The 22,476-nt window shown below is 70.5% G+C and carries 19 protein-coding genes; 12 read left to right on the top strand and 7 right to left on the bottom strand.

All coding sequences use genetic code 11. The features are described from left to right. Positions 1–102: 102 nt before the first annotated feature. The 5 genes from ACZ619_RS29150 to ACZ619_RS29130 all read right to left on the bottom strand — a co-directional run bounded on the left by ACZ619_RS29150 (position 103) and on the right by ACZ619_RS29130 (position 7,258). Positions 103–2,328, bottom strand: coding sequence for an AMP-binding protein (locus tag ACZ619_RS29150; RefSeq protein ID WP_469604980.1), 2,226 nt, complete (start codon positions 2,326–2,328; stop codon positions 103–105). Next, positions 2,325–3,107, bottom strand: a complete 783-nt coding sequence (locus ACZ619_RS29145; protein WP_469604977.1) for an enoyl-CoA hydratase/isomerase family protein — start codon at positions 3,105–3,107, stop codon at positions 2,325–2,327. The genes ACZ619_RS29150 and ACZ619_RS29145 overlap by 4 nt, the downstream gene beginning before the upstream one ends. Before the next feature lie 87 nt (positions 3,108–3,194). Beyond that, positions 3,195–4,766 (bottom strand): class I adenylate-forming enzyme family protein, encoded by a 1,572-nt coding sequence (locus ACZ619_RS29140; RefSeq protein WP_469604974.1) that lies wholly within the window; start codon positions 4,764–4,766, stop codon positions 3,195–3,197. Beyond that, the gene (locus ACZ619_RS29135; protein WP_469604972.1) at positions 4,759–6,399 is read right to left on the bottom strand and encodes a class I adenylate-forming enzyme family protein; all 1,641 of its coding nucleotides are present in this window, start codon (positions 6,397–6,399) and stop codon (positions 4,759–4,761) included. Before ACZ619_RS29135 ends, ACZ619_RS29140 begins: the two co-directional genes overlap by 8 nt. A 43-nt stretch (positions 6,400–6,442) precedes the next feature. Further along, on the bottom strand, positions 6,443–7,258 hold the full coding sequence (locus tag ACZ619_RS29130) for an enoyl-CoA hydratase/isomerase family protein (RefSeq protein WP_469604969.1): 816 nt from the start codon (positions 7,256–7,258) through the stop codon (positions 6,443–6,445). Positions 7,259–7,694: 436 nt separating this feature from the next. Here ACZ619_RS29130 and ACZ619_RS29125 point away from each other — a divergent pair, with 436 nt between their 5' ends. The 5 genes from ACZ619_RS29125 (at position 7,695) to ACZ619_RS29105 (ending at position 12,802) form a co-directional block, all read left to right on the top strand. Then, entirely contained in the window at positions 7,695–7,994 is a 300-nt protein-coding gene (locus ACZ619_RS29125) for a hypothetical protein (protein WP_469604966.1), read from the top strand. A gap of 77 nt (positions 7,995–8,071) precedes the next feature. Beyond that, positions 8,072–9,580 carry a class I adenylate-forming enzyme family protein gene (locus ACZ619_RS29120; protein WP_469604964.1) on the top strand — a complete coding sequence of 503 codons (1,509 nt, stop codon included), beginning with the start codon at positions 8,072–8,074 and terminating at the stop codon, positions 9,578–9,580. A gap of 61 nt (positions 9,581–9,641) precedes the next feature. Beyond that, positions 9,642–10,403 carry an SDR family NAD(P)-dependent oxidoreductase gene (locus tag ACZ619_RS29115; protein ID WP_469604960.1) on the top strand — a complete coding sequence of 254 codons (762 nt, stop codon included), beginning with the start codon at positions 9,642–9,644 and terminating at the stop codon, positions 10,401–10,403. Positions 10,404–10,632: 229 nt separating this feature from the next. Continuing rightward, positions 10,633–11,709, top strand: a complete 1,077-nt coding sequence (locus ACZ619_RS29110) for a phosphotransferase (RefSeq protein WP_469604958.1) — start codon at positions 10,633–10,635, stop codon at positions 11,707–11,709. A gap of 292 nt (positions 11,710–12,001) precedes the next feature. Continuing rightward, the gene (locus ACZ619_RS29105) at positions 12,002–12,802 is read left to right on the top strand and encodes an SDR family NAD(P)-dependent oxidoreductase (protein WP_469604955.1); all 801 of its coding nucleotides are present in this window, start codon (positions 12,002–12,004) and stop codon (positions 12,800–12,802) included. A gap of 41 nt (positions 12,803–12,843) precedes the next feature. On the opposite strand, the gene ACZ619_RS29100 is transcribed toward ACZ619_RS29105, so the two are convergent. Further along, positions 12,844–13,854, bottom strand: a complete 1,011-nt coding sequence (locus ACZ619_RS29100) for a TIGR03619 family F420-dependent LLM class oxidoreductase (RefSeq protein ID WP_469604952.1) — start codon at positions 13,852–13,854, stop codon at positions 12,844–12,846. Positions 13,855–14,295: 441 nt separating this feature from the next. On the opposite strand from ACZ619_RS29100, the gene ACZ619_RS29095 reads away from it, so the two are divergent. The 6 genes from ACZ619_RS29095 to ACZ619_RS29070 all read left to right on the top strand — a co-directional run bounded on the left by ACZ619_RS29095 (position 14,296) and on the right by ACZ619_RS29070 (position 20,355). Further along, positions 14,296–15,150, top strand: a complete 855-nt coding sequence (locus tag ACZ619_RS29095) for an alpha/beta hydrolase (protein WP_469604949.1) — start codon at positions 14,296–14,298, stop codon at positions 15,148–15,150. A gap of 64 nt (positions 15,151–15,214) precedes the next feature. Continuing rightward, on the top strand, positions 15,215–15,745 hold the full coding sequence (locus ACZ619_RS29090; RefSeq protein WP_469604948.1) for a flavin reductase family protein: 531 nt from the start codon (positions 15,215–15,217) through the stop codon (positions 15,743–15,745). Beyond that, positions 15,742–16,266, top strand: a complete 525-nt coding sequence (locus ACZ619_RS29085; protein WP_469604945.1) for a Zn-ribbon domain-containing OB-fold protein — start codon at positions 15,742–15,744, stop codon at positions 16,264–16,266. The genes ACZ619_RS29090 and ACZ619_RS29085 overlap by 4 nt, the downstream gene beginning before the upstream one ends. After that, complete coding sequence (locus ACZ619_RS29080) at positions 16,250–17,473, top strand: thiolase C-terminal domain-containing protein (RefSeq protein WP_469604942.1); 1,224 nt, start codon at positions 16,250–16,252, stop codon at positions 17,471–17,473. The genes ACZ619_RS29085 and ACZ619_RS29080 overlap by 17 nt, the downstream gene beginning before the upstream one ends. Before the next feature lie 119 nt (positions 17,474–17,592). Further along, positions 17,593–19,086, top strand: a complete 1,494-nt coding sequence (locus ACZ619_RS29075; protein ID WP_469604940.1) for an aldehyde dehydrogenase — start codon at positions 17,593–17,595, stop codon at positions 19,084–19,086. Positions 19,087–19,197: 111 nt separating this feature from the next. Beyond that, positions 19,198–20,355 (top strand): LLM class flavin-dependent oxidoreductase, encoded by a 1,158-nt coding sequence (locus tag ACZ619_RS29070; protein ID WP_469604937.1) that lies wholly within the window; start codon positions 19,198–19,200, stop codon positions 20,353–20,355. Between the two features lie 5 nt (positions 20,356–20,360). Here ACZ619_RS29070 and ACZ619_RS29065 read toward each other — a convergent pair whose 3' ends face one another. Next, complete coding sequence (locus ACZ619_RS29065; RefSeq protein WP_469604936.1) at positions 20,361–20,981, bottom strand: TetR/AcrR family transcriptional regulator; 621 nt, start codon at positions 20,979–20,981, stop codon at positions 20,361–20,363. Positions 20,982–21,248: 267 nt separating this feature from the next. Here ACZ619_RS29065 and ACZ619_RS29060 point away from each other — a divergent pair, with 267 nt between their 5' ends. Beyond that, positions 21,249–22,472, top strand: coding sequence for an amidohydrolase family protein (locus tag ACZ619_RS29060; RefSeq protein WP_469604935.1), 1,224 nt, complete (start codon positions 21,249–21,251; stop codon positions 22,470–22,472). The last annotated feature ends 4 nt before the right edge of the window (positions 22,473–22,476 follow it).

Here is a 22,476-nt window from a genome sequence, read left to right as displayed (position 1 = left end):
CCCAGTGACGACACGTGGCGTCGTCATCGGTGCCACGCCATTCGCCTCTCTCATCTTTTATAGCTTACTACGGATAGCCCATAGGGGCGGCCGGGCACCGCTTCAGCGGGTCGGAGGCGTGCCCGGCGCCCCGTCGGGCCGGGTCGACGCCGCGTCGGGCCGGCCGGCCGGGGCCCGGCCTGCCCGTTCGCCGACACGCGGAAGGTTCTCGCGCCTGCCCGCGACCGTCCTCGCCTCCGCGCCGCACAGCGGCCCGGACGGCCCCCGCAACGTGGCCTCGAACACGATCTCCCGTTCCGCCACCCTGCGCAGGACCTCGAAGTCGAGCTGTTCTCCGAGCGGCGTCGGCCGGAAGTACCTCAGTTTCAGTTCTTTCGTCTTTCCGGCGAGCCCTGCCTCCGAACTGTGGTGCGCCACCAGGGCGTCGAAGAAGACCGCGAGAAATCCCCCGTGGACGAACCCGGGAGGGCCCTCGTGAACCAGCGAGAACCGGACTGTTCCGGCCGCCCGTTCGGTATCGAGATGGGTGACGTCGTACAGCGGGAACGCCGGGTTGTACACACCCATATGAATCGAGTGGTCCAGATAGGGGCGCAAGGTGGGATCGTCCGCCCCCGGCCCGATGCGGACGGCGGTGCCCACAGGTGCCCGCTCTCGCAACTCCCGGTCGGCATCCCTGATCTCGGCCAGCAGCCGCTCCAGGCGAGGCGAGGGCGCGTCCAGTGAGAGCACCGCCTCGGTCAGGCTCCGCGCCGCCTGCGCGAACTCCACGGTCTGGGCCAGCGGCGGCAGACCGAACCCCCATACGGAGGGCCACCGGGCGGCGCCGGCGGCGGGCCGGTCGGTGACCGAGGCCAGCAGCGCCTCGGCGGCGGCCAGGTCGACCTTGCCGGACGAGGTCCGCGGCAGCTCCCGTACGACGTGGATCCGCGCGGGCCGCTCGTATCCCGCGAGGGTGTCCGCCACGTCCCGGCCGATCGCCTCGCCGTCCGCGGCAAAGCCGTCCCGCAGTTCGACCAGGGCCACCGGCACCGCTCCGAGGCGCGCGTCCGCGGCACCGAGCACGACCGCGCCCCGTACCGCGGGAAGTCGTTCGAGTGCGGCCCGCACATGCTCCGGCAGCACCTTGAACCCACCGCGGTTGATGGCACCGTCCGCGCGGCCCAGGACATAGAGAAAGCCGTCGGCGTCGATGCGCGCGAGGTCGTTGGTATGTATCCAGTCGACGTCCGGCCCCAGTTGGGCCGGCCTGACTTCCAGCAGGCCAGGGCGGTCGGGGTCCGGTACAGGGCGGCCGTGCTCGTCGACGATCCGCAGCTCGCAACCGGGCTGAGCACGTCCCGCGCTGCCCCGCTTGGCCGTCCAGTGCCGCTCGTAGTCGCGCAGTGTCCAGCCGGCGACGCCGCCGGCGAACTCGGTGGCGGCGTACGAGGTGAGGACCGGCACACCGAAGCGAGCGGTGAACGCGTCGGCGTCGGCGGGATCCAGCGGCGCCGTGCCCGACGTGACCGACCTGAGGCTCGCCAGGTCGGCCGGCTCCGGGGCCGCCTCCAGCACCATGCGCAGCGCCGCCGGCACCAGGCTCGCCGTTCTTGGACGGTGCTCGCGCACCGCCTTGACCCAGGCGCCCACCTCGAACCTCTCCAGGAGGACGAAAGGACGCCGGGCGACGACGTTCTGCAGGACGCGGAAAACTCCTCCCAGATGCGCCAGCGGCGAGTTGACGACGGCGACGCCCCTGGCGGGCGGCACCGGTTCACGGGACGCCGCCCGGAACCGCCGCCCGGTCGCACTCGCGTCCAGCGCGTCATAGGTCAGGCTGATCCGCTTCGGGGGGCCGGTGGTGCCGCTGGTCGGCATCCGCACCGCCACGTCCTCGTACCGAGGACCGTCGACCGGTGTCCGCGGCACCTGGACGGCGTGTACCCGCCCGCTCAGCCCGGCGACACCGCAGAGCGCTGTTCCCGAGCCGGGGTCCGCGACGCGCTCCAGGTCGTCGGGGCTGCCGAGGACGAGCGACAGGCCCAGGGACGCCAGGTCCTCGCGCACACCGGGCCGGCCGCGCGCGGGGTTGATCACGACCAGGCACCCGCCGCGCCGCAGCAGGGCGAGCAGCATCGCCACGTGCGCCGGCGTGTTGCGGACGAGGACGCCCACCCCCGCGGCCGTGCCGCCGGCGAAGCGGCCGACGACGTCGTCGATCCGGTCCATCGCGGCGCCGAGTTCGCCCCAGGTGTGCCAGTGGCCGTCGAACTCGATGGCACGCGCCGCGGGATCCGCGGTCGCCACCTCGGCGATCGTCCGCGAGAGCGGGTGGGCGCCGCTCACCGGATCCTCGGCCGCTCGACCCGCGGGGCCCGTCCCCCGACCTCCGCCTGTCCGATCGGGTTGCCCAGCCTCGTGTAGAGGAGGTTCTGCTCCATCGCGGCGCGGTACGGGCGGTCGAGGGACTCCCAGATCGCGCGGACGGTGCCCTGGGTCGCCGCCGAGGGCTTCGCGGCGATCATGCTGGCCAGCTCGAAGGCGCGGGCCCACAGGTCCGCCGCGCTCACCACCTCCGTCACCAGTCCCATGGCCAGGGCGGTCCGCGCGGACACGCGTTCGTCGTTGCCGACCAGGCACATCCGCAGGGTCTGCCCGAGTCCGATCCTGCGCATCAGGCCGAGCGGCTCGATCGCCGACACCATGCCCGCGCTGACGTGCGAGTCGAAGAACGTGGCGTCCTCGGAGCAGATCACGACGTCCGACTCGTTGACGAAGTAGAAGGCGCCCGCGGTGCACATTCCCTGAACCGCGCACACGATGGGCTTCCACAGCTTCTGCCACTTCGGGCTGATGAGTTCACCCGGGTCCTCGTGACACCAGACGTCGTCGGGCTGCCCGTACTCCTTCGTGATGTCCAGCCCCGCGCTGAATGCACGCTCGCCCGCCGACCGCAGCACCACCGCGTTGATCTTGGTGTCCGCGCGCAGCCGCCGCCAGGCGTCGGCCACCTCGTGGCACATCGTGCGGTCGAACGCGTTGAGCGAGTCCGGGCGGTTCAGGGTGACCGTGGCCACCTTGGCGACGTAGTCCGTGTCGTAGGTGATCGTCTCGTGCTCAGTCACGGTCCCCTCGTTCCACCATCAGAGAAAACACAGCCGACAGATGCATGGTTCGCCGCACGGCGCGGTGCTCCTGATCGCCGGGCCGGGTCATCGCCTCGCCACCCGCCGGCCTTCCCCGGCGAGCCGTCGCCACAGCGCCCGAAGATCGGGCTTGTCCGAAGCCAGTCGGGGAATCCGCGCGGCGTCGTCGAGGACCAGCCACACCGTGGGCACCTTGAACGCGCTGAGCACCGAGCGGGCGGCGGCGGCGAGTTCCGTGAGTTCCAGGCCCTTCCCGACCACCACCGCGCCGACCTCGCGGTGGTCGCCGGTCCCGACGCAGGTCACATAGGCCTGGGAGACCCGGGCGCAGGAGCGCAGTCCCCGCTCCACCTCGGCCGGGTACACCGTCGCCCCGCTGATCTTGAACATGTCGTCCAGGCGGCCCTCGTACCAGAGGAACCCGTCCTCGTCGAGACGTCCCAGGTCTCCGGTGGCGTAGAAGCCGTTTCCGCCGAACACCTCGTGCCGCTCGCGTCCGCACATGCCCCGCATGACGTTCGGTCCGCGCACGAGGATCTCGCCCTTCGTCCCCGGCGGGACCGGCCGCCGCCCGCCAGGGTCGACCACCTCGACCTCCACCCCTTCGAAGGGCCGTCCGCAGCTGTCCTTCTTCCCCTCGGGGAGGTCGGTGTCCAGCGGGTAGCCGCAGTACGGGCCGAAGGTCTCGCTCATCCCGAACAGGTTGGCCCGCGCACCCGGCGCGGACCGCAGGTCCGGCTCCAGCACGGCGTCCAGACTGCCGGCCCGCAGGTACGGCAGTCTGGTGGCATCGAACGCGGGATGCGCGGCGAGCCGCTGCCCCTGCTGCGGCCAGCCGCGGAACAGGGTCACCCGCTCGCGCTGGAGGAAGCGCAATGTGGCGGCCGGTTCCGGCGACTGCTCGGTCAGCAGCACGGCCCCCGCCACCAGGGCGGTGAACAGCCCGCCTGCCAGTCCCCCGGCCCAGAAGAACGGCATCGGTATGTAAAGGCGCTCTCCCGGCCGCACACAGCGGGCCCGCAGTCCCGAGGCGACGGCACGCAACGCGCTGCCGTGCGTGTGCACGGTGCCCTTGGGCGCGCCCTTGCTGCCGGAGGTGAACAGAACGACAAGGTCGTCTGCCGCCCTGACCAGGGGTTCGGGCGGTCCCGGATGCGCGGCCCGGCCCGGGACCAGGTCCTCCCCCCAGAGCATGACCCGCCGCAGCGAGGGCAGTTCGGCGCAGAGCCGGTCCCCTGCCAGCCGCGCGAGGACACCCGGCAGGCATTCCTCCAGGTCGTCCATGTAGCGGCGGCCCCGATGGGCACGGACCGCGACCACCGTGGTCGCCCCGCTCTCCCGCAGCTGCGCCAGGAGTTCCGAGGGCCGCAGCAGGGTGCTCAGCGGTACGAGTACCGCGCCGATCCGGGCCACCGCGAGCGCGACCACCGCCCAGCCTGTGCCGTTGGGCATCAGCACCCCGACACGGTCCCCCTTGCCGACGCCCTCGGCGAGGAGCCTGCGGCCGATGTCACGGCTGTCACGGTCCAGGTCGCCATGGGTGAGGTGTTCGTCGTCGCACACCATCACCACGTCCTGCGGCGCCTCGTGAACCCGCAGGGCCAACAGCGCGGGAAGCGTCTCGTGGGTGTCAGCCATCGGCCTCGTCCTCTTCGGCGAACAGCTCCCGCAGGGCGGCCTCGTCGATCTTCCCGCTGGACATCAGCGGGAGTTGACGTTCCGTCATCAGCCTGAAGAGCCGGGGCACTTTGTACGTGGAGAGGCGCCCGGCGAGCGCGGACCTGAGAGCCGGTACGTCCACCGCCGAGTGGTCGTCCGCCACCAGCACCGCCGCGACGCGCTGGCCCCGGTGTACGTCGTCGACTCCTACGACGTGAGCGGTGAGGCCCGTCAGGTCCGTGATCGCGTCCGCCACCTCCCGGGGCGAGACGTTCGCGCCGCTCGTCTTGATCAGCGCGCTGTGCCGGCCCTTGAAATAGAGGAAGCCCTCCGCGTCCCGGGCGAAGAGGTCGCCCGTGGCGTACCAGTCGTCGCACTCGAAGACCTCATGGCGTTCCCTGCCGTAATAGCCCTCCATCAGGGAGGGGCCGCGCAACAAGAGTTCCCCCGTCTCTCCCGCCGCGCACTCCTCGCCCGTCACGGTGTTGCGCACCACCGCTTCGAGTCCGGGGGCAGGCTTGCCGAACGAGCCGCGCCGGTGCTCCGGCTGGTCGCTCTCGTCCGCGCTGAGCAGGCAGATGCCGCCGGCCTCCGTCATGCCGAACATCTGATGCCGCAGTTCCGGGTCCGCGGGGCGTACGGCGCTCGGCATGATCGGGTACAGGTTGCCCCGCCTGATGCTGGACAGGTCGCGGCCGGGGAAGCTGTGGTGCCGGGCCAGCGCCCGGGCCGACTGCGGGTAGCCGTTGAGCAGGGTGGGGCGTTCCCGCTCGATCAGGTCGAGGGTGTCCCCCGGGTCACGGGCGCCCGAGCACACCAGGGTCGCGCCTGCTTCCAGGGTGGCCATGAGGTTGGCGGCGTATCCGCCGATCCAGAAGAACGGGCTGTTGGAGAAGAGGATCTCCGTGTCGTCGTACCCTCGCACCCGGTTCAGCTCCGCCTGGTGGCGCAGCAGCGGGCCGTGGCAGTGGACGACTCCCTTGGGGGCGCTGGTCGACCCCGACGTATGCACGATGACCAGGCGGTCGGCGGGGCGCACCGCGTCCTCGGCGGCCTCCAGTACGTCGTCCGTGACCGCGTCGCCCGCCCGCCGCAGGTGCTCGGCCTGCCAGGCCCCGGGGATCTTCCGGCCACCCTCGAAGTACACCTGGCGCAGGGTCGGAACGCTCGGCGCGCAGAGCATCCCGCCGTCCGCCGGATCCAGTTCCGGTACGGCGGTGCGCAGCGTCTCGACGAAGTCGTGGGACCGGTAGCCCGCTGCCGACAGGAGCATGCGGACATCGCCGTCGCGCAGCAGGCCCCGCAGCTCGGGCGCGGTGGACAGGGTGCTCAGCGGCAGCGCCACCGCCCCGATCCGCGCGAGCGCGAACGAGGCGACCGCGAAGGCCGATCCGTTGGGATACAGCAGGCCGACGTGGGAACCCCGGCCCACCCCCGAGGCGAGGAGGCCGCGCGCGAGGCCGCGCGAGCGGCGCTCGGCCTCCTCGTAGCTCAGCACGTCGTCGTCACAGACGAGGAACTTCTTCCTGCCGCACTCGGCGGCCCGTTCACGCAGCAGTCTGGGAAGCGTCGGCCCGACGCTCCACACATCCCTCCGGGCCGGATCGTCCACGGGGCTTCTCCTCATCACCGGTCCTCGGTGCCGGACAGCGCTTCTACCGGGCTTTCCACTGGGGGGCACGCTTGTGCAGGAAGGCGTCCGGCCCTTCCCGGGCGTCCTCGGTGGCCGCGACCCGGAGCCGGTACCCCTCCGCGAGCAGCTCCGCCTCGTACACGGGCAGCGACAGCCCTTTGCGCACCGCCAGCCGTGTGCCGCGAACGGCCAGCGGGGCGTTGCGGTTGACGAGGGCGGCGATCTCCCAGGCGCGCTCCAACAGCCGCTCCTTGGCGACCAGTTCGCTGACCAGGCCGAGTTGGTGGGCGCGCTCGGCGCTCATCCGCTCCTGTCTGCCCAGCAGCGCGACACGCATCGCCTCGCCCAGCGGGAGCATCCGGGCCAGCCGGACGGCCTCGCGGCCGGAGGTCACGCCGATGCTGACGTGCGGATCGAAGAAGGTGGCGTGCTCGGCGGCGATCGCGATGTCGGCCGTGGTGATCAGATCGAGTCCCGCGCCCGCCGCGAGCCCGTTGACGGCGCAGATCATCGGCTTGGTCATCCGCAGGTACGGTGCGGTGGCCTCCTGAGGAGCGTCCCACTGCCAGAACGCGCCGAGGAGGGCTTCGCCGCGGGTGTCCTGGCCGGGGTGGACACTGCCCGGGATGACTCCGACGTCGGCACCGGCGCACAGCGCGCGGTCGCCCGCTCCGGTGACGATGTACGTCCAGATGTCGGGGTCGTCCTCGATGGTGCGGTAGGCGTCCTCCAGCTCGTCGATCATCCGATGGTCGACGGCGTTCAGCTTCTGCGGCCTGTCGAGCGTGACGCAGGCCGTTCTGTCGCGCCGTTCGAAGCGAATCGTCTGGTACTCCACGTCTGCCACCTCACCCGCGTCTGCGGCGCTCCGGCCGGTGTGCCGTCCGGAGGGCGACGGGGGCCGGCCCGGCCGCACGTGGCGTGCGCGCCGTCAGCCTTCCCCGTTCCCCCGTCCGGGTCCGCTCCCGGCGTCCGGGAGGGCTCTGGACGATCAGCCGGTCTCAGTATGGACAAACATATCTATGAAAGCAAGGATAGAGGAAAAGCGAGGGGCTCACTCCGAGGACAGGAGGCGCGAGCCGCCGACGACCGGGAGCGAGGGCTCAGGTGACACCAGTGGCCGACCGCGTCCAGTGCCGCCGCTCCCCTTTCCCGGCCCGGGGCACACCCGGCCGGGCACCGCGTCCGGGGCATCCATGCGGATCGCCGGCGCGCGTCGACGGCTACGCCCCCCGGTGGGACGGAACCGACACCGACCGAGACAGGAGCACTCCATGGGACACAAGCCCGGCCACCGGCTGTACGCGCGCAACTCCCCTTGTGAAGTGGTGGTGATCCGAGGGTGGGGAGGCCCGAATCCACTGTGGTGCGCCGGCGCGGAGATGACCGACGAAGCCCCCGACCTCGGCGACACGCCGCCCCCGACCGGCCCCGGGATCATGCTGGGCAAGCGCTACTGGGACGCGGACACCGCTCTGGAGGTGCTGTGCACCAAGGCCGGCGTCGGCCCGCTGGTCTTCGACGAGCGCGAACTGGCGGTCAAACAGCCCAAGCCACTGCCCGCCTCGGACTGAGACCCGACGGCCCAGGGCACCGCCCGCCATCCGACCGACCGCGGTGGTCCGGCGAAATCCAGCGGAGGAACGGCCTCGTGAATCTGACGATACTGCTCGACATGGTCGCGGACGGAATGCCCGACCGCACCGCGATCGACGATGCGGACGACGCCCTCACCGGACGGGAACTGCGCCGTCGGTCCCGGCGGGGAGCCCGCCTGATCCATGAGGCGGGTGCGGGGTGCGTGGTGTACCTGGGCGGCAACGGCCCTGCCCTGGCCGTCGCCCTGTTCGCCGCCGCGTACGCCGGACGGCCGTTGCTGCCCTTGAACTACCGGCTCGGCGACGGCCGACTCGAGGACATCCTCGCCCGGCAGAAGGATCCCCTGGTCATCACCGACACCCCGCAGCGAGCGGGTGGCCGGGCGACCGTCGCGACCACGACGTTCGCCGGCCGGGCCGCCGGCGCCGACGCGCCCGACACGACGGAGGCGCCGTCGGCCGGCCACAACGCGGACTCCGTCGCGGTGCTGCTGATGACGAGCGGCACCACGGCGGCCCCCAAGAGCGCCGTGCTACGGCACCGGCACCTGACCTCCTATGTCATCCAGTCGGTCGAGTTCGCCGCCGCGCGCGAGTCGGACGCGACGCTCGTCAGCGTGCCCCCGTACCACATCGCGGCGATCGGGAACCTGTTGTCGAACCTCTACACGGGACGGCGCGTCGTCTATTTGGACCGGTTCACCCCGCAGGACTGGCTGGACCGGGTCGAGGCGCACGGGGTCACACACGCCATGGTGGTGCCGACCATGCTGGCGAGAATCGTCCGCGAGCTCAGGACGAGCGGGCGCCCCGCGCCCGCGTCCCTGCGCTCTCTTTCCTACGGTGGTGCGAAACTGCCCGCTCCCGTCCTGGAAGAGGCGTTGCGCCGGTTCCCCGGCACCGGTTTCGTCAACGCCTACGGCCTCACCGAGACCGCTTCGTCCATCGCGGTCCTCGGGCCCGACGACCATCGCGAGGCGCTTGCCGCCACGGACCCCGGGGTGCGGGCCCGGCTGGGATCCGTCGGACGCGCACTGCCGGGGGTGGAGATCGCGATCCTCGGCGACGACGGCGGAAGCCGCGCACCGGGACAGGCCGGTGAGATCGTGGTCCGGGGGCCTCAGGTGGCCGGCGAGTATCTCGAGTCGGGCAGCCGGATCGACGAGAACGGCTGGTTCCGCACGCGCGACACCGGCCACATCGACCAGGGCGGCTTCATCTTCGTACACGGCAGGTCGGACGACACGATCATCCGCGGCGGGGAGAACATCGCGCCCTCGGAGATCGAGGCCGTACTCGATGAGCACGGGTCTGTCGAGGAGTGCGCGGTGGTCGGCGTACCGGATCTCGAATGGGGGCAGCGGATCGTGGCGTTCGTGGTTCCCCGCCCCGGGACCGTGCCGACCTCCGAGGAACTGCGCCACCACGTCCGTGACCGCCTTCGCGGCTCCAGGACACCGGACGAGGTCGTCATGCTCGACCGGCTCCCCACGACACCCACCGGCAAGGTACTGCGCCGGCGACTGGCGGAGAGTCTTCACGACCGCGCCGGCGGCACGTGAGCCGGCCGCCATGACCGGAGTGCCTCTTCCCTCCCGACAACACAGCTGAAAGGTGACAGCCATGACGAACCGACTGGACGGAAAGGTCGCGATCATCACCGGCGCCGCCAACGGGATCGGCGCCGCGACCGCACGGGTCATGGTGCGCGACGGGGCCCGGGTGGTCCTGGGCGACATCAACGACGAGGCCCTTCGCCGGCTCGTACGGGAACTCGGTGACAGCGCGGTCGGGTTGCACGCCGACATCAGCACGGAGAACGGCGTCAAGGCCCTGGTCGACGCGGCGCTCGACTCCTTCGGACAGCTCGACATCCTCGACAACAACGCGGCGGTGGAGGTGCGCGAGGACACCGGGACGGCCACCTCCACCGATGCGGCATGGCAGCGGACCTTCGACGTCGTCGTCATGGCCGCCGTCTGGGGGGTACGGCACGCGGTCCCGGCGATGCTGGCCGGCGGCGGAGGGTCGATCATCAACATGTCGTCCGGCGCGACGCTGCACGCCACCGCCACCAAAGCCGCCTACCCGGCCTGCAAGTCGGCGCTGGAGGTCTTCTCCCTGTACACCGGTGCCCAGCACGGCCCCCAGGGCATCCGCAGCAACGTCGTCCGGCCCGGATTCGTCCTCACCGAAGGCATCCAGAAGATCTTCGACGAGGAACAGCGCAAGCAGTTCGCGGACAACATGACCCTCGGCCGGGTCTGCATGCCCGAAGACGTCGCGGAGACGGTCGCCTTCCTCGCCTCCCCTGCGGCCGGATACATCAACAGCGCCGTCGTCGACGTCAACGGCGGCGGCGCACGCCCCGCCACATCCTGGTGACGCCGGTGGCACCCGCCGGCCGGTGGCGCACGTGCACCCCGTCCCGGCCGGGCGGCGCCCCGCTGCCGCCTTCCCGCCCGACGCGTGACGCCGTCTCACGTTCCCCACAGCGACAAGTGAAAGATCCTCATCTCGAACGCCCCGGCTTCCGCCGCGACCGCCTGTCGGCCCGTCCGACGGCGCCTCGGCCGAGCCCGGTACCCGAACACCGCCAGGAGGGGAGTCCACCATGGCCGCCAGCATCGCGGGAACCCAACCGGCCGGCCCGGTCAGGCCGGTGCCGGAAACGCTCGACGAACTGCTCACCCCGGCCTGGCTCACCGCGGCACTGCGGCCCTCCTACCCCGGTGTCAGGGTGTGCCGGGTGACAGTGGGCCCGATGGTCAGCCGGGTCTCCACGAACGTCCGCTTCCGGATCGAGTGCGAGGGCGACGTACCCGAAGGGCTGCCCCAGGACCTCTGGGTCAAGGGGTACTTCGCGAATCCCTCGTCGTGGCCGGTGAGCAAACCCGAGACTTGTTTCTACCGCGATCTCGCCGGCTCCACCGGCATCCGCACCCTCCGATGTGTCTACGCCGCGGTCGACAGCGAGCTGGGCCGGGGCGTGTTCCTCTCCGAAGACGTCGTCACCCAGGGCGGGAGGTTCCTCAGCGCCCTGGACCACTACTCGCCCGACCAGACCGCCGAGAGCCTGGAACAGTTGGCGACCCTGCACGCGGCGACCTGGCAGCACCGCTCCCTGGCCCGCGCGGACTGGCTGATGTCGCGCATGGTGCACCACTCGCAGGTCCGCGGCGTGGCGGAGATCGAGGGCAACTTCTCGGGTCCGATAGGCGCCGGCGTCCCCGAGGCCGTGCGGGACGCGCGGCGTCTGCACGACGCCTACTGTGCTCTGTCGGTCGAGATCGAGACGGCCTCGCCGTGGGCGGTCGTCCACGGCGACGCCCACGTCGGCAACGTCTTCCTGGACCGGGACGGGCGTCCGTCGTTCACGGACTGGCAGACGGTGCAGCGCGGTCCCTGGTATCTCGACGTCGGCTACCACTTGGCGGCGTGCCTCACGGTCGAGGACCGCCGCCGGACCGAACGGGACCTGCTGAGGCACTACCTCGACCGGCTCGCCGCGGGTGGCGTGGACGTGCCCTCCTGGGATCAGGCACGGCAGGACATCCGTCGCGGGATGATCGTCGGTTTCTACATGTGGGGCATCACCCTGCGGGTCGATCCCGCCATCACGGCCCTGATGCAGCACAGGACCGGGACGGCGGTCGACGATCACGACGCCTTCGCGGCGGTGGGCTGCTGAAGCGGCGACGACCCGTCATGGTTCCGGTGGTTCCGCGAGAGGACCGACGGCCCCGGGGGCCGGCCACGGCCTGGCGGCCCCTGCGTCGGCGACCGGACCCGCGGCCCCGCCCACCCGGTTCCGCACCGGGCCCGGCCCCCCGGCCCCGGTGGGACGCCTGGTGCACTCGACGAAGGGCACAGCGGCGCCCTGCCGGGCAGCGGGCCGCCGTCGACCCGACCGTCATCGCATTGATCACAACACCTGGCGCATCGCGCTGTCGCCATCACGATGCCCGTCGCGGGAGGCCGGCATGGATCTGCAAATCAGCGGAAAGGTGTTCGCGCTCGTCGGCGGCACCGGAGGGATGGGGCTGGACACGGCGCGTCTCCTCGCCTCGGAAGGCGCCCGGGTCGCCGTCATCGGACGGAACCGTGCCCGGGGTGAGGAACGCGCCGCGCAGATCACCCGCGAAACGGGATCGGACGTGCGGATGTTCACCGGGGACGGAACCCGGAGGGGATCGCTGGACAAGGCGGTCGAGTCCGTCGTCGGCACGTTCGGAGCGCTCCACGGTGTCGCCGTCACCGCCGGCACCCTGCAGACCCGCAAGACCCTGCTGGATCTGACCGACGACGACTGGGAGCAGTACTTCCAGGTCCACGTCATGACCACGGTGCGCGCTTGCAGGGCCGCCCTGCCCCATCTGCTCTCCGCGGGCGGAGGATCCGTCGTCACCACCGCCGCCTACTCCATCCGGGCCCAGAAGCCGCCGTTGCTCGGCTATGCCTCGATGAAGAGCGCGATCGCGAGCCTGACCAAGAACATCGCCCTGACCTACGGCTCACAGGGTGTACGCGCCAACACCGTGTGCCCGGGCTTCGTCGCCAGCGAGTCGGCACACGGGGTCATGGAAGCCGCCGCGCGGAAGTACGGCCTGCCCCCTCTTCAGGCGATCGGCAGAGCCATGGCCGAGGACTACGGAATGTCCGTGGCCATGGGCCGGGTCGGGCTTTCGACCGAGCTCGCGGAGCTGTTCACGTTTCTTCTGTCCGGACGGGTCCAGTACCTGACCGGTGCCGTCATCAACTGCGACGGCGGCACCCAGTTCTGACGACGTGCCGCCCTCCGCGCGCGGGAGTCGCCCGGCGGCCGTCAACGGGGCGGGACGACCGGGGCGGACGCGGCATCGCGGACTTCGGGGATCACCTGGTCGGAAAGTCGCCGTAGGACGAGTTCGGCACCGCGGAGATCACCCGTCAGGACCGGCGTCGGCAGGAAGACGAAGTGACGGACCCCGGCGGCCACGAACGCCTTCACCTTCTCCGCCACGGCCGATGCCGTGCCGGCCGCGGCGACGCTGTCGAGCATGGGCAGCAAGTCCTGGCCGTAGGTGTCGGCCAGGCCTCTGGCGAGCCGCGCGCGGGCGCGGTCGGCGTCGGGATCGATGTCGAGGAACACGAACGCGTACCAGCCGAAGCCGGTGAGCTCCCGGCCCGTCTCGGCGGCGATCCGCCGGATGGTCCGAACCGAGGCCAGGTACCGGCGCGGGGAGTACAGGTAGGGCATCCACCCGTCGCCGATCCGGGCGGCACGCCGCATCGCCCGCTCTCCGCGCCCGGCCACGACGACGGGCGGGCCGCCGGGCTGCACGGGCGCGGGATGCACGCGGACGTTCTCCATGGCGTAGAAGGCGCCGTCGTGGGTGATCGAACGACCGCTCCACAGCCGACGCAGAAGGGGAATCGCCTCATCCACCCGCCGTCCGCGCTCGTGGATCGGTATCCGGCAGGCGCGGAACTCCTGCGGATACTCCCCGCCGACACCTACGCCGAGAGTCAGCCGCCCGCCGCTGGCGCGGTCGAGGTCCGCTGTCTGCTTGGCGACGATCGCGGGGGGATACAGGGGAAGCAGCAGGACCGAGGTCCCGATCCGTACGCGTTCGGTCACGGCCGACAGGCGTGCGAGGCTCATCATCGCTTCGGATGACGGGTTGCGGGACGCGACGTGTCCGCCCACCCACAGCGAGTCGATGGGATGTTCCTCCAGCGCTGCCATCTGCCGGGCGTCGCCGAAGGCCACGGCACCGAACGCGATCCGGTTGTCGACGTGCGGCGTCGCGGCATCGGCCCCGCCGCCCGCCCGTCCGGGTATCTTTGCCATCATAAAAAAGAATCTATCATTTCACTAATAGATGGGCAGTGCCTGCGCACAGCGCGCGGGAAACCCACGAAGGGCGTCACACACCTGCGCCGACCGTCTGTCCGCCGCATGCGAGGACCTGACGCGCACCCTCGTGGCGGATCACTCGCGAGACAGGGTGTTGAGCGAAGAATCTTTTCGTCTCGATTCTTGACGGCCTGTGGGCCGTTCACTACGTTGGCTTGGAAAGAGGCGGCAGGCAGGAGCCGACCCGCGGGGCGGTGCCGACCGCGGTGGCCGCGGAGGAACCCGTCGCCGCAACCGGCCAGTTCGCTCTCATCTCTCTCTCGCGCGACAACCGCATTGGTGAGGTGCGCAATGCCAGAATCTCGGATCGATGCGACGACCCTTCGCCCGGCCGTGGATGAGGCCGCCCTTGAGTACAACGGGAAGGCCGCGGCGGGGATGGCAGCCATAGGGTGGTCGTTTCCTCCGGAATCGGCCGCCCGGCTCCGCGCCGACCTCGGCGCGGCACAGGAACCCCTGCGCTACGTCAGCCCCATCGCGACAACCGCGACGACCCCGGAGGGAGTCGCGGTGCGTGTGTTCCCGGCCGTGCGGCCCGGCGCCGTCTACGTCCACTGCCATGCCGGCGGCTGGACGATCGGTTCGGCGGCGGATCAGGACGCGAGGCTGGAGGCCATCGCCCGCGGACTGGATCTGACCGTCGTGAGCATCGAATACCGGCTGGCGCCCGAACACCCGTTTCCCGCCGGTCTCGACGACTGTGAATCGGCGACCCGATGGGTGCTCGACACGGCCCAGGACAGGTTCGGCAGCGGCCGGGTGCTGATCGGCGGAGAGTCCGCGGGCGCCAACCTCGCCCTGTGCACGCTGCTGCGTGTGCACCGCACCGACCCGGGGCGCGTCGTGGCGGCGAATCTCCTGTACGGCAACTACGACGTGACCGGCACGCCGAGCCAGTTCCTCACGAAGCACTCGTTGATCAGCAAGGCGGCGTTGGACTGGTTCGCCGACCAGTACCTGCCGGATCGCACGGTGCCGCGCCACGACCCCGAGGTGTCACCGCTGTACGCGGATCTCGCGGGGCTTCCGCCGGCGCTGCTGTCCGTCGGATCGGCCGACTCCGTACGGGACGACACCACGTTCCTCGCCACACGGATGTGGACGGCGGGTGTCGACTGTGAACTGCAGATCGTCCCCGGCGGTGATCACGCGTTCGACACGGCTCCGTATCCGGCCGCTCGCGCGGCGTTGGACCGGATCGATTCCTTCCTGGTTCGTCACGCGAAGGGCTGATCCGCCTTGTCGGCCCGCTCTGGAGGGCCGCACGACGAAGTGGGCACAGGGAGACCGAGGAGCGATGATGCATCTTGAGTTGCAGTCCGTGAGCGAGTTGGCCCACCGTTCGCTCCGCGATGCCTACGGCTGTTTCCCGAGCGGGGTCACCGCGGTCTGCGCCAAGGGGGACGACGGCCCCATCGGGATGGCGGCCAGCGCGTACACATCGGTGTCGCTCGATCCACCGCTCGTGTCGCTCTGTGTGGGCAGGTCCTCCCGGACCTGGCCGAAACTGCGGAGCCGGCCGTACATCGGGGTGAGCGTGCTCGCCTCCGAGCAGGAGCGTGCCTGTGTTGCCCTGTCCCAGAACGCGGAGAACCGCTTCGTCGGCGTGCGGTGGCACGAGAGCGAGGGCGGAGCGGTGTTCGTCGACGGGGCCACGGCCTGGCTCGAATGCGAACTCGAAGCCGAGTACCCGGGCGGAGACCATTCGATAGCGCTGCTCCGTCTCATCGCGGTGCGCGCGAGGCCGGAGGTCGCTCCGCTCGTGTTCCACGGCAGTGTGTTCCGCAGCCTCGCCCTGCCGGCACGGCCCGAGAAGGCGGCCTCATGAGGGGGGACGGGCTGAGGGTGGACGGGCAGGGACGGGCGAACCGGGCGGACACCGGGGCACGAACCCGCCCGCACGGGAAGGCGGAACCGGCGGCCGGCAAACCCGTCCCCGTTCCGGGAGCCGGGGACCAGCCCCATTGGGCGGCCCTGCGGGAGGAACGGCTCGTCCTGGCGCGATGCACCACGTGCGAACGGCTCCACCGCCGTCTGCCGGTGCTGTGTTCCGCCTGCCGCGGCGAGACGTTCCGCTGGACCGAGACCGCCGGCAGGGGCCGGATCCACTCCTACACGGTCGTCCGCCGCACCTGGACCGCCGGGTTCCAGGACGACCTTCCCTATGTCGTCGTCGCGGTCGCCCTGGAGGAACAGCCGTCCCTCCTGCTGACGACGAATCTCGTCGGCGCGTACGAGATCGACGCGCTGGACATCGGATTACCGGTCGTGGCCGCCTTCGAACCGCGCGGCGACGAGACGGTTCTGCAGTTCAGGCTGGAGCAGGTGTCGGATGTTCGAGGAACGTGACCAGGTCGCCGTCGTGGGTGTCGGCCATTCCGCGATCGGCCGGAGACTGGAGCGGCCGCTCGGCCTGCTCGCCGCCGACGCGGTGCGGGCAGCCGTCCGCGACGCGGGCCTGACCCTGGACGACATCGACGGGGCGGCGACCTTCCCGATGTACCCCGGAGGCGCTCCGGGCCTGGAGGACGCCGACGGCTGGAGCACGGTCGGGGTGAGCCGGCTGGTCCGGCATCTGGGGCTGACCGGCGTTCGCTGGTGGGCCGAGACCCAGTACGGCAATGTGAGTACCGCGATCGAGCAGGCGGCGATGGCTCTGGCGCTCGGCCGCTGCCGGTACGCGGTGGTCTGGCGAGCGCTGCACATGCCCCGCACCGGCAGCTACCAGAGCACCCACGGATCCGGCGAGGCACGGGGGGACTCGGCCTACTCGGTTCCTTACGGATACACCGGGGCTCCCATCGCGTTCGCCCTGGCCTACATGCGCTATCTGAAGTTGTACGGCGCGCGGAGAGAGCACCTGGCCGCCCTGGCCGTCGCCGCACGCAACGGAGCGAACCGCAATCCGCACGCGTACTTCCACGACGCCCCGCTCACGGTCGAGGACTATCTCGGGTCGCGGATGATCGCCGACCCGCTGTGCCTGCTCGACTGCGACATCCCGGTCGACGGAGCGGGTGCGGTCGTGCTGGCCCGCGCGGACCGCGCGGCGGATCTGCCGCATCCGCCGGCCTATGTGACAGGGCTGGGACAGGCCGGCTTCGCGCCGGGCCCGCCCCCGTCGCCGATCGGTGCCCTCGGACCGGAACTCTTCGACGAGTGCCGGCACACCGCCGCCACGATCGGCGAATCGCTGTGGCGGACCTCCGGGCTGAGGCCCTCCGACATCGACGCGGCGATGTTGTACGACGGGTTCGCACCCGACGTCTACTTCTGGCTGGAGGGCCTGGGCTTCTGCAAGGAAGGCGAGGCCTTCGAGTTCATCCAGGACGGCCGGATCGAGATCGACGGTGCGTTTCCGGTCAACACCTTCGGCGGCAACCTCAGCGAGGGACGGCTGCACGGCATCGGCCACTGGATCGAGGGCGCCCTCCAGATACAGGGCCGGGCGGGACCGCGGCAGGTCCGCGACGCCCGCCACGTCGTCGTGGCCACCGGCCTGCTCGGCCATGGGTCCGGGGCCGTGCTGAGCCGCGAACCGCGGCCGTCCCGTTGACTCCCGGACAGGCCGGACCGGCCCGCCGCAAGCCTCGGCACGTCCCGGGCCCCGGTCCCGGGGCCGGCGGAAAGAGCGTGAACCGACCGGAACGACAAGAACAAGAAGGGGAGAAGCGGATGCCGACAGCCGAAGCAGTCACTCAGTCGCCGTGGCAGGGAGAACTCGACTCCGGCCGGCCCTACCGGCTGCTGATCGGCGGTGAGTTCGTCGACGGCGCCGACCGCGAGACATTCCCCTGCGTGTACCCGTACACGGGCGCGGAATGGGGCGCGGCTCCGCTGGCCACCGCCGGCGACGTGGACCGGGCGGTGCGGGCCGCGCACACGGCGTTCGAGGGGCCCTGGAGCCGGACCCGGCCGGTGGAACGGGCCACGCTCCTGCGCAGGCTCGCGGACCTGATGCTGGCGGACGCCGACGTCCTGGGACCGCTGCAGGTGCACGAGAACGGGAAACTGCTGGCGGAGATGGGGCACACCGGCCGGCAACTGGCCGGCCTGGCGGAGTTCATGGCCGGCCTGGCCGAGAGCACCGTCGGCTACACCTCGCCGTCGAACCTGCCGGACATCACCAGCTACACGGTGCGGGAGCCCATCGGGGTGGTGGCCGCGATCACCCCGTGGAACAGTCCGCTGACACTGCTCGCCTGGAAACTGTTCCCCGCGCTGGCCGCGGGCAACACCGTGGTGGTCAAACCCTCGGAGGTCACACCGCTGTCGGCGCTGCGCCTGGGCGAGCTGTGCATGCGGGCGGGCTTCCCGCCGGGTGTCGTCAACGTGGTCACGGGAGCGGGCGCCACCGGCGCGGCGCTGGTCGGACACCCGCTGGTCGACAAGATCGCTTTCACCGGGGCCACCGACACCGGGCGGCACATCGCCAGGACCGCCGCGGACCGCGGCGCCCGGGTGTCCCTGGAACTCGGCGGGAAGTCACCGAACATCGTCTTCGCGGACGCCGATCTCGACGCGGCCGTCGACGGGGTGATCGCCGGTATCTTCAGCGCCACCGGCCAGACCTGTCTGGCCGGTTCGAGGATCCTCGTCCAGGACAGTGTGGGCGAGGACTTCCTCGGCGAGCTGAGCCGACGGGCGGCGGCCCTGCGCCTGGGCGACCCGATGCGGGCGAGCACCCAGATAGCACCGCTGGCCTCCCGTTCCCACCTGCAGAAGGTGATGGGCTATCTGGAGGTCGCCCGGCAGGACGGGGCCACGGTTCTCACCGGGGGTGAGCGCGCTCTCGATCCCGGGCTGACCGATGGCTACTTCGTACGGCCGACCCTGGTCACCGGTGTCGGCAACGACGCCCGGATCGCCCGCGAGGAGGTGTTCGGGCCGATCGGCACCGTACTGCGCTTCAAGGACGAGGACGACGCCGTCCGGATCGCCAACGACACTCCCTTCGGCCTCGCCGCCGGGGTGTGGACCGAGAACGTCAGGCGGGCCCACCGCATGATCCCCCGCCTGCGCGCCGGCACGGTCTGGGTCAACGCCTACCGCCTCGGTGAGTACTCCCGTCCGTACGGCGGTTTCAAGCAGAGCGGCCTCGGCCGTGAACAGGGCATCGACGCACTGGACGGCTACACCGAGACCAAGTCGGTCTTCATCGCCACCTGACCTGTGCGAGACGCCCCGGCCCCTGCGGGAGGACGAAGCCGTCAGCACCCTCTGGAACCGCCCCGAGATTTCTCGCACAGCATCCGACGAAGACGACAAGGAGTGGACGCCATGCGCATCGGTGTGTCCCTGTACGCGCAGAACTACGGAGACTGGGACCGCTACGAGGCCCGTGAGCAGGGCCACAGCGTGCCTCCGGTCCAGCCGGCCGTCGACGCGGGGATCTTCGCGGAGGAGCTCGAACTCGGGCTGCTCGTCGAGGAACTCGGCTTCGACTCGCTGTGGACCATCGAACACCACGTCACCCCGTACACACTCGTCACCAATCCGCTGCAGCTGCTCACCTTCTTCGCGGGGGCCACCCGGCGGATCGACGTGGGCACGATGGTCGTGGTGCTCCCGTGGCACCATCCGATCCGGGTCGCCGAGGACATCATCATGCTCCAGCACGCGCTGCGGGGCCGGCAGGCGTTCATCGGTTTCGGGCGAGGGGCGGCGCGGCGCGAGTTCCAGCAGCTCGGCATCGACATGGGCGAATCACGGCAGAGGTTCCGGGAGGGCGTGGAGATCGTGAAGCTGGCGATCACCGAGGAGTGCTTCTCCTACAAGGGCGAGATCTACGACTTCCACGACGTCACCGTCCGTCCGCGTCCGCGTGATGCCCAGGCGCTGCTGGACAACCTCCACTTCTCCTGGGGCAGCCCGTCCTCCGCGCCGATCGGCGCCTCGCACGGCCTCAAGCCGCTGCTGATCCCGCAGAAGGCATTGTCGGAGTACGCCCACGACCTCGGCGAGTTCGGCACCGCACGGGCGGCGATCGGCCTGCCGCCGGCCCGGCCGCGCATGCACCTCAACGTCCTCTGCGCCGAGAACGAACAGGAGGCCTACGACCTCGCCCAGAAGTACATTCCCGAGTACGTCGACACCGCGGTGCGCGAGTACGAGATAGGCGGACAGCACTTCGCCGACGTCAAGGGCTACGAGCACTACGCCGCCCAGGCGAAGGCGAACCGCTCCGAGCTCATCGGCGGCATGAAGCAGACCTACCTCGACAACCACATCTGGGGAACCCCGGAGCAGTGCCTCGACAAGATCAGGAAACTTGCCGACGCCTTCCATCCGGAGGAGTTCATGCTCGTGTTCAAGTTCGGTTCCATGAGCCGTGAACTCGCGGAACGCAGCATGAGGCTGTTCGCGCGGGAGGTGCTGCCCGCCGCCCGGGAGATCCCCGTGCTCGCCCCGATCACCTACGAGTCCAGCACGGCCTGACCGGGTCAGCGTCGCGTGTTCGGCGCCACCAGCAGTACGCCGGCCCAGATGTCGGTGACGAACTCGACGACGGCGTTCTGGTCGACCGGGAGGACGTCGCGGGTGGTCAGGGCGAAGGCGGTGCGTGTCATCTGTTCGAGCACGATGCCCCGGTCCCGTATCCGTTTGCGGGCCGCCGGCGACTGTGCCGCGAGGAAGTTCTCCAGAGCGTCGATGAAACACACCGACTTCGCGACCGAACTCACTTCGAGCTGAGGGTCGATCATCTGAGCGGTCATGATCGCGTGATACAGGGCGGCGTTGTCACGCCAGAGCGACAACCAACTGCCCACCCAGCTCCGCAGCCTTGTCCGTTTGTCCCGTACGGAGGACGTGAGCATGGCATCGAGGTCACGGTACCGGTCCAGGGTGATCGAGTGATACGCCGACAGCAACTCGGTGGCGACGGCCGGTTTGTTCTCGAAATGCAGATAGAACGTGGCCCGGCTGGCGCCTGCGCCGACCGCGATGTCATCCACGGTCGTGGCGGCGTACCCGCGCTCGATGAACACCGCGCGGGCGGCCTCGATCAGTCGGTTGCGCGCGAACTGGCGTTTTTGCTCCTGGAGCGGGCTCAAGGAACTCATACACGCAGTGTAGTGCCCGGGCGGGCCCACCGTTACGGGGGCCGGACCGGCGGTGACCGATTCTCTGACGCTTCGCCACATCCCTTGCCCCTCCGTCCGGTCGGTCGATCGGCACGAAGGTGCGGGCCACCGGTGCGCTCTTCGGCCCGTCCCCCGACCCGCCGGACCGCACGACCGACCGTGCCGCATGCGGCGTCCCCGTGGCCATCGATCCCACGACCGACCGAGACCCACTCACCCAACCACCCACAGCGAAGGGAACCAGCCATGACAGTGGAATCGACCGGCCTCGCCGGCTCCGCCCCGGATGTGCTGGCCGGGCTCAAACTGATCGACACCGACACCCACTTTTCCGAGCCGCACGACCTGTGGACCTCCCGGGCACCGGCGTCCTACCGGGACCGGGTGCCGAAGGTGCGGCCGACCGAGGAGCGCGGCCAGTTCTGGTTCCTGGACGACAAGCCGATCTTCCCGGCCGGCGGGATCAGCTTCGTCCGCAAGGACGGCAACAAGATCGGCTACTTCGCCCTGGACATCACCGAACACGGAAACCTCTGGGACGAGATCCACGAGGCTTCCTACGACGCCAAGGCGAGGGCGGCGTTCATGGACCAGCTCGGCGTCCACGCGCAGATCGTCTACCCGAACATCATGGGTTTCCAGATGGGCGAACTGGTCGCCCTGGAGGACAAGGACCTCGCCTACGCGATCGTCCGCACGTACAACGACGCGATGGCCGAGTGGGCCGCGGAGCGTCCCGGCCGTCTCTACCCGCAGGCGGTCCTGCCCTTCTGGGACATCCAGCTCGCGGTCAAGGAGACCATCCGCATCAAGCAGGAACTCGGGCTGCACGGCGTCACCATGTCGGGCGAACCGCATCAGGCGGGCCTGCCCGACCTGGGCCGCCCCGACTGGGACCCGTTCTACGAGGTGATCACCGACCTGCGGCTGCCGATCAACATCCACGTCGGCTCGGTGCCGGTGGCCGGATCCGGATCACGGATGGCCTCCGCCGCCTGGCCCTCCTTGCCGCCGCGCGCCCACAAGCCGGTCAACTCGGTCCAGATCGAGCTGGCGAACTCACGTTTCGTCTCCAATCTCGTCGTCAGTGATGTCCCCCGGCGCTGGCCCGACGTGAAGTGGGTCTCGGTGGAGAGCGGGATGGGCTGGCTGGCCTACGTCCTGGAGCGGGTCGACTACGAGAACCTCGAGGATTTCGTCGACGCGCCCGCCCCCGACGTGCCGTCCGCCTTCGACAACTTCCGCCAGAGCGTGTACGCCTGCTTCTGGTTCGAGAAGGCCGGCCCGACGCTGCTGCTGGACTACCTGGGCGCGGACAACATCATGTGGGAGACGGACTTCCCGCACCCGACCTGCCTGCACCCCGAGGCGGTCCGTCGCTCCGCGGAGGCACTGGCCCAGGTGGGGCCGGAGAACCTGCGCAAGATCATGCAGGACAACGCCGCCAAGCTCTACGACATCCCGCTGTAGACCG

It is taken from the genome of Streptomyces sp. NPDC104367 (genome assembly GCF_055583825.1).
Note: the sequence above shows the minus strand (reverse complement) of the source record. Positions and strands in the feature narration are given on the sequence as shown.